This window comes from Clostridium sp. AF37-5 (genome assembly GCF_003477605.1).
Classification (GTDB): domain Bacteria; phylum Bacillota; class Clostridia; order Lachnospirales; family Lachnospiraceae; genus Eubacterium_F.
Genome location: NZ_QUDR01000024.1, coordinates 1 through 12,080 on the forward strand (window position 1 = coordinate 1; position 12,080 = coordinate 12,080).

The window sequence follows — 12,080 nt, forward strand, 5'->3', positions numbered from 1 at the left end:
TAAGTAACAAGTTTAATTATTTCACTTGTCTACCTAGAAGGGAGCATATCAAACTGAGACAGCCCCTCTTTTTTTATCCTTCCATCAATTGCTTTTTAATCCAGGCAATTTCTTCTTTATAAGGTGGTGTTGATTTCTTTGGATTTTCCGGGTCTTTGATATACGGAGTCTCCAGAATTTTCGGAATCGTTTCAAAGCGCGAATCTCGAATAACCTGCATCAGAGCGTCGCTTCCTAAATAACCTTTTCCAAAATTCTCGTGGCGGTCTTTTGCTGCACCGAGCGGATTTTTACTGTCGTTAATATGGAAAGCAGCAATCTGGTCAAGACCAATTATTTTATCAAATTCCTTCATAACATTTTCGTAGTCGTTCACTAAATCGTAGCCGGCATCATTTACATGGCAGGTGTCAAAGCAGACGCGAAGTTTATCCGGATGATTGCAGCCGTTATAAATAGCCTTCAGTTCTTCAAAACTGCGTCCGATTTCTGTGCCTTTTCCAGCCATTGTTTCCAGTGCGATAAACACGGGAGTATCTTCGTTTAAAACTTCATTAAGTCCTTTGCAGATTTGTGCAATACCGGCTTCTGCTCCGGCACCAACATGTGCACCCGGATGTAAAACTAAAACGGTTGCACCCATAGCCGCTGTGCGTTCAATCTCTTTTGCCAGAAAAGTGGCCGCCAGTTCATAGGTCTCCGGTTTTACCGTGTTGGCAAGATTAATAATGTAAGGTGCATGAACAATAAAGTTTGCCATGTTATGTTCTTCCATCAATTTTCTTGCCTGTGGAATGCATAATTCCGAAATATCTTTACGTCTCGTATTCTGGGGAGCACCGGTGTATACCATAAAAGTATTGGCATCATAAGAAAGTGCCTCTTTTACGGAATTCACAAGCATATCTTTGCCGCTCATTCCCACGTGAGAGCCGAGTAATAACATAAGAAATCCTCCTTTGGCACGCTGGGGCGTGTTTGTGATGTTCTTAGTATACACGTTTGGGGTTGATGTGTAAACAATAGATAAATGGTTTGTGTTAGTTGGTAATTACTTTTTCAAATTACTAATAATTCAAGAATAAGTTTGTGTCTCGTGGGCGCTTTCGCTAATGGAGCTGCGTAGCAGCAAGGGCACTGAAACTACCAGTACCTCTTGCTGACGCGCTCCAAACCCGCGAGCTACAAAATTTTTCTCTTGAATTACTGGAATTCAAAGAAACTGGCGGTGAACATTTGCCACAAGCTAGAACTTTTGTGACTCAATCGTTCATTGTTTTACAAATACATTATGAAATGTTTTCTGAATGCAGTTATAAGATAATAAAGAAAAACTTAGTTTGGGATGATGGGGCTGTCATAAATGTTCGTTACTAGTTCCTTTGCCTTCCAATAATTCCGTAGGAAAACTTTGTGACGAGTGGGTTTTGAGTGCGTCGGTATGTGTTGCAAGAAGTCCAGTGGACTTCTGTTCTGCAACGACCGAAGCGGAGCGTAGACCACTGGTAGTTTCAGTGCCCATACCGCTACGTACTCAATGAACGGGAGTGCCCACGAGACGCAAAGCTTTCCTACGGAATTATTGGAAGACAAAAAATGCCAACGAACACTTGACTCCCCTGCCACATCCATGCTTGACATATCATCCTATTTTGCCTAAAATAAGAAACTAAGAAAGTGGCTTCATTTGCCACTTGACTTAAGAATTGGAGGAATATCAAAAAATGAGTAAGAAACCATATTATTTGACAACGGCGATTGCTTATACATCGGGCAAGCCGCATATTGGTAATACTTACGAAATCGTTTTGGCAGATGCCATTGTCCGCTACAAACGTTTTCAGGGGTATGATGTTCGTTTTCAGACAGGAACCGATGAGCATGGACAGAAAATTGAGTTAAAAGCACAGGAAGCAGGAATTACACCAAAAGAATTTGTAGATGGTGTTTCGACAGAGATAAAAAGAATTTGGGATTTGATGAATACGTCTTATGACCGCTTCATCCGTACAACTGATGAGGCTCATGAAAAGCAGGTTCAGAAGATTTTCAAAAAGCTTTATGATAAAGGAGATATTTACAAGGGATTTTATGAGGGTATGTACTGTACGCCTTGCGAATCTTTCTTTACACCATCCCAGCTAGTGGATGGCAAATGTCCGGACTGTGGCAGAGAGTGCCAGCCGGCAAAAGAAGAAGCTTATTTCCTTAAATTAAGTAAATATCAGGACCGCTTGATGAAGCACATCGAGACTCATCCGGAGTTTATTCAGCCGGAGTCTCGTAAAAACGAGATGGTAAATAACTTTTTGAAACCGGGCTTACAGGATTTGTGTGTTTCCCGTACAAGTTTCAAATGGGGAATCCCGGTTGACTTTGACCCGGCACATGTAATTTATGTGTGGATTGATGCGTTAAGCAACTATGTGACCGGTACAGGTTTTGATTTGGATGGAAATCACACGCTTGTGGATGGCGAGAATTTATATGAAAAATACTGGCCGGCAGATTTGCATCTGATTGGAAAAGATATTCTTCGTTTCCACACGATTTACTGGCCGATTATGCTGATGGCGCTTGACCTTCCACTGCCGAAACAGGTATTTGGACATCCGTGGCTTTTGCAGGGTGACGGCAAGATGAGTAAGAGCAAGGGAAATGTTATTTATGCTGATGATTTGGTAGATATTTTTGGCGTGGATGCCGTACGTTATTTTGTTTTGCACGAAATGCCATTTGAAAATGATGGTGTTGTGAGCTGGGAGCTCATGGTAGAGCGTATGAACTCTGACCTTGCGAATGTTCTTGGCAACCTTGTAAATCGTACCATTTCCATGACGAACAAATATCTTGGCGGCGTTTTGGAAAATAAAAATGTGACAGAAGCAGTTGATGACGATTTGAAAGAGACTGTTTTGTCAGTACCAAAAGCAGTTGAAGAAAAAATGGATAAACTGCGTGTGGCGGATGCGATTACGGAAGTGTTCCGTCTGTTCAAACGCTGTAACAAATATATTGATGAGACGGAGCCATGGGTACTTGGTAAAGACGAGGCAAAGAAAGACCGTCTTTCTACCGTCCTTTACAACTTAGTTGAGAGTATCGTAATTGGTGCCAGTCTGTTAGAGCCATTTATGCCGGAGACGACAGAGAAAATTCTCGCACAGTTAAATGCGAAAAAACGTGGCTATGAAGAAATGGATACGTTTGGTCAGTATGAATCCGGAACAAAAGTAACGGATTCACCTGAAATTTTGTTTATGCGTCTCGATCCGAAAGAAGTTTTGGCAAAGGCAGAAGAGATTAAACAGAAACAGATGGCAGAAGCAAAGGCTGAGTCCGGTGAAGAAGATGCCGGCGAGGAAGAAGGAATTGACATCGAAGCGAAACCGGAAATCACATTTGATGACTTTATGAAAATGCAGTTCCAGGTGGGCGAGATTATTGCCTGTGAGGAAGTGCCGAAATCGAAAAAATTACTTTGCAGCCAGGTGAAAATTGGCAGTGAAGTCAAACAGATTGTATCAGGAATTAAGAAATATTATTCACCGGAAGAAATGGTTGGCAAAAAAGTAATGGTACTTGTCAACTTAAAACCGGCGAAACTTGCAGGAGTATTATCGGAAGGAATGCTTCTCTGCGCAGAAGACGCAGAAGGCAACCTCTCCCTCATGACTCCCGAGAAAAAAATGCCGGCAGGAGCAGAGATATGCTAAAGCATTGAGCCGTGCACTAGAAAGAAACGATTTCTCTTGTGCTTGCACAAAAGAGAAAATCGTTTCTTTCTAGTATAGGGCGAAAGCCCTGCAGTGAGGAATGCGGAGCATTCCGAGGTGCGGCACGGCGAGAGAAGGGCGAAAGCCCTGCAGTGAGGAATGCGGAGCATTCCGAGGTGCGGCACGGCGAGAGAAGGGCGAAAGCCCTGCAGTGAGGAATGCGGAGCATTCCGAGGTGCGGCACGGCGAGAGGAGAGAACTATGAGCAGTTATATTTTCGACACCCACAGCCATTATGACGACAAAGCTTTTGACAGCGACCGCGACGAAATCCTTGGCGGACTTTTGGCAAAGGGAATTGGTAAAGTCGTGGATGTGGGCGCAGATATGCCATCCAGTAAAATGGCACTTGAACTGGCAAAGCAGTATGAATTTGTCTATGCAGCACTGGGGGTGCATCCGAGTGAAGTGGAAGGGCTGACGGAAGATGACATGGCGTGGATTTCTAGTCATGCAGCACATGAAAAAGTGGCAGCCATCGGAGAAATCGGGCTGGATTACCATTGGCCGGAGCCGGAACCGGCACTTCAGAAGCAGTGGTTTCGCAGACAGATTGAACTTGCAAAGGAAGTAAAACTTCCGATTATTGTGCACAGCCGTGATGCGGCAGAGCCGACCATGCAAATCATTCAGGAAACAAAAGCCTATGAGTGCGGCGGCGTCATTCACTGTTATTCGTATTCGCCGGAAATGGCGGAAGAATATGTGAAAATGGGATTCTTTATTGGCATGGGAGGAGTCCTGACATTTAAAAATGCAAAAAAATTAGTAAGATGCGCCGAGCGGATTCCGCTGTCTTCTATTGTGCTGGAAACAGACTGCCCGTATATGGCGCCGGAGCCAAACAGAGGAAAGCGAAACGATTCGTCGCAGCTTATTTATGTGGCACAGAAATTAGCAGAAATTAAGGGCATTACGGAAGAAGAAGTAAAGCAGGCAACAACGGAAAATGCCCACCGGTTATACCGGCTGACACAGAATAAATAAAAGGAGAAAACGCGTGGCAAAACTGGGAAACCCACAGGAAACCATACAGGTTTTACAAAAACATGATTTTCATTTTCAAAAAAAATTCGGACAAAATTTTTTGATTGACCCGCATGTGTTAGATAAAATTATCGAGGCGGCAGAAGTCACAAAAGATGATTTTGTACTGGAAATCGGACCGGGAATCGGAACGATGACACAGTATTTGTGCGAGGCGGCAAGACAGGTATTAGCAGTAGAAATTGACAACAACCTCATTCCGATTTTACAGGAGACACTTTCACCTTATGATAATGTAGAAATTCTTCATGGGGATATTTTAAAGCAGGATATTCATGAAATTGCGGAAAAATATAACGACAAAAAACCAATCAAGGTAGTTGCAAACCTGCCTTATTACATTACAACTCCGATTATTATGGGGCTTTTGGAGAGCCACGTGCCACTTGCGAACATTACCGTTATGGTGCAGAAAGAAGTGGCTGAACGTATGCAGGCAGAGCCGGGCACAAAAGAATATGGTGCATTGTCGCTTGCCGTGCAGTATTACGCAAAACCGTATTTGGCGGCGAATGTTCCGCCAAACTGTTTTATGCCGCGGCCTAATGTTGGAAGTGCGGTAATAAGACTTGACTGCTTAAACCGGGTGCCAATTGAGGTATCCGATGAAAAGTTGATGTTCCGTCTGATTCGGGCGTCTTTTAACCAGCGCCGGAAAACTTTACAGAATGGACTGGCGAACAGTCCGGAACTCTCCTTTTCCAAAGAGGAAATCAAAAGTGCACTGGAAGCAATGGAGTTAAGTCCGACGATTCGTGGGGAAAAACTTAGTTTAGCGCAATTTGCTGCATTAGCAGATGAATTAAAAAAGATTCAACAGGGAGGTAATACCGATGAGTGAAACAATGGCAGATTACGAAGACCAAATTAATGCATCTTTTCGATCGTTCCGCGAAGGCGATACGGTGACCGGAGAGGTGGTAAGTGTTGAAGAAGAGGAAGTCCTTTTGGATTTACGCAGTTTTTCACAGGGAGTAATTCCTTCCGGTGAATATAGTGATGATCCGAATTTCCATGCGATGGATGAGATTCGCACCGGAGAAATGCTGACGGCTGTTGTGCTTTCGCCGGATGATGGACAGGGCCGTGTCCTTCTGTCCTTGCGCGAGGCAAAAAGAGAAGAGGCATGGGAACAGGTAGAGAAGGCACTGGAAGAGAGAACGGTGTTTACGGTAAAAGTAAATAACAGCGTGAATGCCGGTGTTGTTGCCTACTGCGAGGGACTGAGAGGATTTATTCCGGCGTCGAAACTGGCACTTGAGTATGTAGAAGATGTGGAAGAATATGTTGGAAAGACACTTTCGGTTATTGTCATTACAGCAGACCGCGAGGCAAATAAACTGGTTCTTTCCGCAAAAGATGTGGAAAAGGAAAAAGCAGCAAAAGAGCAGGAGAAAAAATTAAATGCTCTGCAAAAAGGGTTCGTGACAGAAGGCGTAATTGAGCGCATTGAGCCATATGGATGCTTTGTGACAATCGGGGATGGCTTATCCGGGCTTGTTCATATTTCTCAGATTTGCAATAAATTTTTACATTCGCCAAATGAAGTTGTGAAACTCGGACAGACGGTGAAGGTAAAAGTCCTCGATGTGACGGACGGAAAAATTCGCCTGAGCATGAAAGAGGCAGAGGATATTGCACCGGAAGTGGAAGAGGCTGAATCCATTGAGTACCATGATGAGGAGGCAACGACTTCTTTAGCTTCTCTTTTGGCAGGGATTCATTTCGAAGATTAGCGCATAAAAATCACCGCGGCACATACATTATACTAACAATCAAAAGCGGAATATGCTTAGAAATGGAGTGTGTGCGGTGAGGAATAAGAGATGCCGGGTCAGGCGGCTGCTTACAATGGTAGTTCTTTTTTCTTTTGGAATGTGCCTGTTTAGTGGATGTGGCACGGAAAAAGAGGGCAAAAGAGGAAAGGATTTGGATTATACGGTAGTTCCGACAGAGGAGTGTCCGGCTGATTTTTTAGCTGAAATCAATAAAAAGAAAATCAATCCGTTTCAAATGACTTATGAAGATGGCGAGTACTGCTATCTGGCGGTTGGCTACGGAGAGCAGGAAACCAACGGTTTTTCGGTGCGTGTTCTTGGTCTCTATGAAAAAGGCGACGGGGTGGTATTTGAGACGAATCTATTAGGACCGGAGAAAGGTCAGGAGGTAAGTCAGAAAAAGAGTATGCCGTATCTTGTCATAAAAATGAAAAAATTGGAGAAAGAAATTGAATTTTGGTCATAATTTTTCCAATTGAAAGGTTGTCTTTTTGTCAAAATTAAGGTATAATTATTACACATTCGATAAAGAAGGGGGCATGCACAGTGAAACAGATTATCTCACGTTTGAAAAACATCAGTATGATGTTAATCTGGGATGTAATCACTGCGATTGCGCTCTTTGTTTTTGCGTATTTTTCTCTGGACAGGATGCCATCTACGATGTACAAAGTATTGGTACTCTGCGGTGTGGCGCTTTTCGTTATTATCATGCTTGTTATTAAATACCAGTTGTTGTATAAGAAGTATGGACGGGATGATGTTACCGGCGGAAAGAATAAAAAGGAATTCGAGCGGATTGCCAGAGATTTGCTTCGCGGGGATGGAAATTATGTTGTCGTGTACGCGAACATCGACCGTTTTAAGCTGATTAATGAAACTTATGGCAATGATGTCGGAGACCGGATTTTGTGCAGAATTCACGAGATTATTGATGATGAGCTCCGCTGGGATGAAGTGTCCGGTCGAATTATGGCAGATAACTTTGGGGTTTTGATGCGGTTTCATTCACTTCCGAAGCTTGACCAGCGATTGTATCGGATAAGCAAGCAGTTGTCTGAACTTACGGATGATAATGGAAATTGTTACGGAATTATTCTTTATTTTGGTGTTTACATTGTAAAAGACGATGAAAATGATATTAGTGCTATGCTTGAACATGCCAATCTGGCGCGTAAGAAGATTTCACCATCACATCTTGTTCCGATGGGAATCTACGATGTGAAAGAAAGCCAGAAACTTGGACGTGATAAAGCGTTGGAGATGAAGATGCACAAGGCACTTGAACAAGGTGACTTCGTACCGTATCTTCAGCCGAAATACGAATTGGAAGGTGAGTCGATTGCCGGTGCGGAAGCATTGGTTCGATGGATTGACCCGGAAGAGGGTATGATTTATCCGGATGAGTTTATTGATTTGTTTGAATCCAATGGATTTATTGTAGAACTTGATTTGTATATGTTCGAAGAGGTTTGCAAGTTGATTGAGCGGTGGCATAAAGCGGGACGCAAAATTATACCGATTTCTGTAAACTTATCAAGAAGTCATTTTGAAATTCCGAACTTCTTTGATTATTATAAATATGTGTTAAAGAAATACGATATTCCGCCAAGAAGTATTGAGATTGAGTTGACGGAGTCTCTGTTTTATAATGATATGAAGTCACTCAGTGTACTGGTATCCCAGATTCATCATGCAGGATTATCGTGTTCGATTGATGATTTTGGAAGCGGTTACTCTTCCTTAAATATGTTAAAGGATGTTAAAGTAGATGCGCTGAAGTTAGACCGTGTATTCTTTGAGAGCGGTGATAACGATGAGCGTGGAAAGGATATTATCCAGAGCGTAATCAAACTGGCACAAGCACTGGATCTTCACACCATATCCGAAGGAGTCGAAGAGAGAAAGCAAGTGGAGTTTTTGAAAGAAATGCACTGTGACTTAATTCAGGGATATGTGTTTGCAAAGCCAATGCCTGTACCGGAATTTGAGCAGTTAGCGTTTGGTACAGAAGCAGCGGACTAAAGATATAATCGTTTGTGATTTCGATAGCGGTTTCTACGGTACATAATTTCATGATATAAAACGACCTCGATCATATCGCGGAGAAGTCTTCCTTCCTCCGGATAGGAATCGGGGTATTTTTTTGTAAATTCACCGGCAATTCCGGCAGCCATAAGCTGTAAGGCAATTTTGTCAGGAAATACGTCAAACATCAGACTTCCCTCGTATTCCATTTTGTCACATTCTTCTTCCACAAATTCGCTGATTTGTCTTGTGATTTTCGGGTATAAATATTTAAGGTACGAGTTGTCAGCTTCCAGTTCCATCAGCTTCTGACTGCCTAAAGCAGGTGGATAGGTAGGAACATAGGGGGTTTGGTTATCAAAATGACTCATGCGTTTTCCTCCGATGGTTTATTAACTAATATATGTGTGCTAAAAATTTGTGTGTATGCCTTGCACTTTTTTGCGAAAGCCGTTACACTGTATAAGGTAGTAACATCATATTGTAGGAATGGAGAGATATTATGGTTAAATATATATATCAGGCAGTCGCTCTTGTATTCATTTTTGCGGGTGCACTGTTTTTATTTGGAAGAAATATGGAAACGGATATGGAAGAAAAGGGCGTGACGGAAGCGATTACGGATGAGACATATCCGTATCTTCAGCTGCAGACGCAGGGGCAGACGGTGAATGTTTTATATGGGTATAGTGCGCCACTCGAAGCAAATGTGGTGCGTGAATCGATTACGCCGATTAACCAGAACAGACAGATTTCTTTGTTAATCAGTAAAGCAAAGAGCCGTCTTGTTAATGTCACCTACAGCATTGTGGATAAGGAGAGCGGAGAAGTATATAAAACCGGAAGCGTGAATGCGATTGGACAGAATCAGCGCAGGGTAGATTTGACGTTTGACTATGGATTCAAGACAAGTACGGAGTATATTTTGGATTTGAAAACGACATCGGACAAGGGAAAAACAATTCATTATTATACACGATTAAAGTATTATCTGGATGAGAGTAATTTGGCAAAAAAACTGGCATTTGCCCAAAAATTTCATAACAATACATTTTCAAAAAACAAATCGGAAGAAATCAGCCGTTATCTGGAGCCGGATGGCAAGAACCGGAACTCGACACTTGCCTATGTTGACATCACCTCGGATGCCAGTCTGGTAACGTGGGCAGAGATGTCACCGAAAATTATATCGGATGAATTTGTTACGATTAAAGAATATAATATGGAAACGGCCTGCATTCAGTATAATTATTTTGTGCAGGCAACAACGGCTTCCGGAAGGGAAACGTATCATATCAAAGAATTTTACCGCGTGCGTTATGCTTCCGGAAGGGATTACCTGCTGAATTTTTCACGGTCGATGGAAGCGGTGTTTGACGTATCGACGGCAAGCAGCAAATCCAGTCAGTTAAAGTTGGGAATTACGGAGCAGAATAATGGAAAGATGCTTTCCAATAAAAAAGAAGATAAGTTGTATTTTTCCAGAGATGGCTTTGTTTACCGGTATGACATGAAGACGAATCAGGTGAAAAAGATTTACGCTTCGTTCAGCGAGAAGGCTTCTTATGCTTACCGTGCTTACAACGAGCAGGGAATCCGCCTGTTAAAAGTCGACGATAAAGATAATTTGTATTTTTGCGCGTACGGTTATTTTGCACGTGGCAGCTATGAGGGCGATGTGGCGGTTGTACTTTATGAGTACACGGCGGACGGAACGCTCGAAGAGATGGTATATATGCCGATTAATACGACGTATCAGCAGTTGAAAGAGGATTTTGCCGATTATGGCTATGTGAGCAGCCGGGGAATCTACTATTTCACTGTGGCAAATACGGTGTATGCCTATAACATGACGGCGAAGCGGCTGGAGAAAATAGCCGAGAACGTAAAAGAGAATACCTTTATGACGATGGAACGTGCAAATTGTTACACGTGGTCATCCTCTCTTACTAAAGGCTATGGCGAAAACATTACGATTTACAATTTGGAAAATGATGAAAAGAATGTGATTTATCAGCCGGATAAAAATAGTTATATTAAACTGCTTGGCGTAATTGAAGATAATATGGTGTATGGTTACATGCACAAGTCCGATGTTGGAACGATGGCGGACGGAACAAAAGTAACGCCATGCTATGAACTTTATATTGCCAATACAAAAGGTGAAGTGCGTCGTAAATACAGTGTAAAAAATCAGTATATTCAGAAGATTAATTGTAACGGAAATGTAATTAATATGACGCTTTGTAAAAGACAGGGAAGTCATTACGTGATGAGCGGCGAAGACACAATTTTGAACAATTCCAGCAAGGATGAGCCAAAGTTTAGTTATGTATCGCGTGTAACCACAAAGTCTTTGACCGAGTGGTACATCCAGTTCCCGATTTCGTTTGAAATGAAAGCGAAACCGACATGGGATGAACCGCTGTCCACATTGACTACGAGTGAACGTTATGTGCGTCTGGAGCAGCCGAAACTTACAAAATATTATGTATTTGCCGGGGGACAAATTGTTTCTTCCTACGAAAGTGCGGCAAAAGCGATTCGAGAGGCGGACGCCAAAATGGGTGTCGTTGTTTCAAGTAATCATCAGGTTGTCTGGGAGAGAAGCGGAGCCTTCATCCAGAATACAATTGGTGGTTTGGAAATGACGAAGCAGGGAAATGGTGTGTCAAATCTGGATGCGTGTGTTCATATGCTTTTGAAAGCGAACCATTATGATGTGGCGGCAAAGGGACTGGTCAAAAAGGGCGAAAATGCGTATAATACGCTTTCACATTATTTGCAGCGGCCGATGAGTCTGAAGGGATGTACGCTGGAGGAAGTTTTGTACTTTGTCAGCGGCAGTAAACCAGTGATTGCGATGACTAGCAATAAAACCGGTGTGGTAATCGGTGGTTATACGGCTTCCAAATTGATTTTGTACAATCCGCAGTCCGGCAAAACACAGACGGTAAGCAGAAGTTCGTATGAGAAGATTTTCAAGGATGCCGGCAATTATTTTATTAGCTACATGAGTGAATCGTAAGATAAAGGAGAAACTATGGAGACAAAGGAATTGATTTCGCAGGCGTTATCTGCGCGTGAAAATGCATATGCACCGTATTCCGGTTTTATGGTGGGGGCGGCACTTCTGTGTAAAGACGGCACGGTTTATACCGGCTGTAACATTGAAAATGCGGCATTTACACCGACAAACTGTGCGGAGAGAACGGCTTTTTTCAAAGCAGTCAGTGAAGGGAAAAGGGATTTTGTAAAAATTGCGATTGTTGGCGGAAAAAAGGGAGAAATGACAGCACCGGCACCGTGTGGTGTCTGTCTGCAGGTGATGTCGGAGTTTTGCAAGGCAGATGATTTTGAAATTGTAATGGCAAAGAGCGAAGAAGATTATAGCAGTAAGAGGCTTTCCGAACTTTTGCCAAGCAGTTTTTCCTTATAAAAGGCTGGAGGA

Annotated in this window: 10 protein-coding genes; 8 read left to right on the forward strand and 2 right to left on the reverse strand. The window is 42.7% G+C overall.

Annotated elements, in window-relative coordinates:
• Positions 1 to 73: 73 nt before the first annotated feature.
• A complete protein-coding gene (locus DW019_RS12595; protein ID WP_118443727.1) occupies positions 74 to 946 on the reverse strand; it encodes a deoxyribonuclease IV in 873 nt (290 codons plus the stop codon).
• 778 nt (positions 947 to 1,724) lie between these two features.
• Here DW019_RS12595 and metG point away from each other — a divergent pair.
• The 6 genes from metG to DW019_RS12625 all read left to right on the forward strand — a co-directional run bounded on the left by metG (position 1,725) and on the right by DW019_RS12625 (position 8,626).
• Entirely contained in the window at positions 1,725 to 3,716 is a 1,992-nt protein-coding gene (gene metG, locus DW019_RS12600; protein ID WP_118443729.1) for a methionine--tRNA ligase, read from the forward strand.
• 261 nt (positions 3,717 to 3,977) lie between these two features.
• Positions 3,978 to 4,763, forward strand: a complete 786-nt coding sequence (locus DW019_RS12605; RefSeq protein WP_118443730.1) for a TatD family hydrolase — start codon at positions 3,978 to 3,980, stop codon at positions 4,761 to 4,763.
• A 13-nt stretch (positions 4,764 to 4,776) separates the two neighbouring features.
• The gene (gene rsmA, locus DW019_RS12610; RefSeq protein ID WP_118443732.1) at positions 4,777 to 5,664 is read left to right on the forward strand and encodes a 16S rRNA (adenine(1518)-N(6)/adenine(1519)-N(6))-dimethyltransferase RsmA; all 888 of its coding nucleotides are present in this window, start codon (positions 4,777 to 4,779) and stop codon (positions 5,662 to 5,664) included.
• Positions 5,657 to 6,559 carry a S1 RNA-binding domain-containing protein gene (locus tag DW019_RS12615; protein WP_022377686.1) on the forward strand — a complete coding sequence of 301 codons (903 nt, stop codon included), beginning with the start codon at positions 5,657 to 5,659 and terminating at the stop codon, positions 6,557 to 6,559. The genes rsmA and DW019_RS12615 overlap by 8 nt, the downstream gene beginning before the upstream one ends.
• 76 nt (positions 6,560 to 6,635) lie before the next feature.
• Positions 6,636 to 7,067, forward strand: a complete 432-nt coding sequence (locus DW019_RS12620; RefSeq protein WP_182431136.1) for a protease complex subunit PrcB family protein — start codon at positions 6,636 to 6,638, stop codon at positions 7,065 to 7,067.
• 80 nt (positions 7,068 to 7,147) lie between these two features.
• A complete protein-coding gene (locus tag DW019_RS12625) occupies positions 7,148 to 8,626 on the forward strand; it encodes a bifunctional diguanylate cyclase/phosphodiesterase (RefSeq protein WP_118443735.1) in 1,479 nt (492 codons plus the stop codon).
• Here DW019_RS12625 and DW019_RS12630 read toward each other — a convergent pair.
• On the reverse strand, positions 8,623 to 9,000 hold the full coding sequence (locus DW019_RS12630) for a hypothetical protein (protein WP_022377683.1): 378 nt from the start codon (positions 8,998 to 9,000) through the stop codon (positions 8,623 to 8,625). The genes DW019_RS12625 and DW019_RS12630 overlap by 4 nt on opposite strands.
• A gap of 131 nt (positions 9,001 to 9,131) precedes the next feature.
• Between DW019_RS12630 and DW019_RS12635 the strand changes: the two genes are divergently transcribed.
• Together DW019_RS12635 and DW019_RS12640 are read left to right on the forward strand one after the other, a co-directional pair.
• Positions 9,132 to 11,657, forward strand: coding sequence for a hypothetical protein (locus tag DW019_RS12635; protein WP_118443737.1), 2,526 nt, complete (start codon positions 9,132 to 9,134; stop codon positions 11,655 to 11,657).
• Between the two features lie 15 nt (positions 11,658 to 11,672).
• On the forward strand, positions 11,673 to 12,068 hold the full coding sequence (locus tag DW019_RS12640) for a cytidine deaminase (protein WP_118443738.1): 396 nt from the start codon (positions 11,673 to 11,675) through the stop codon (positions 12,066 to 12,068).
• Positions 12,069 to 12,080 lie beyond the last annotated feature (12 nt).

Coding starts and splice junctions, on each gene's coding strand:
- DW019_RS12595 (WP_118443727.1), bottom strand. CDS start 946: ATGTTATTACTCGGCTCTCACGTGGGAATGAGCGGCAAAGATATGCTT.
- metG (WP_118443729.1), top strand. CDS start 1,725: ATGAGTAAGAAACCATATTATTTGACAACGGCGATTGCTTATACATCG.
- DW019_RS12605 (WP_118443730.1), top strand. CDS start 3,978: ATGAGCAGTTATATTTTCGACACCCACAGCCATTATGACGACAAAGCT.
- DW019_RS12615 (WP_022377686.1), top strand. CDS start 5,657: ATGAGTGAAACAATGGCAGATTACGAAGACCAAATTAATGCATCTTTT.
- DW019_RS12630 (WP_022377683.1), bottom strand. CDS start 9,000: ATGAGTCATTTTGATAACCAAACCCCCTATGTTCCTACCTATCCACCT.
- DW019_RS12635 (WP_118443737.1), top strand. CDS start 9,132: ATGGTTAAATATATATATCAGGCAGTCGCTCTTGTATTCATTTTTGCG.
- DW019_RS12640 (WP_118443738.1), top strand. CDS start 11,673: ATGGAGACAAAGGAATTGATTTCGCAGGCGTTATCTGCGCGTGAAAAT.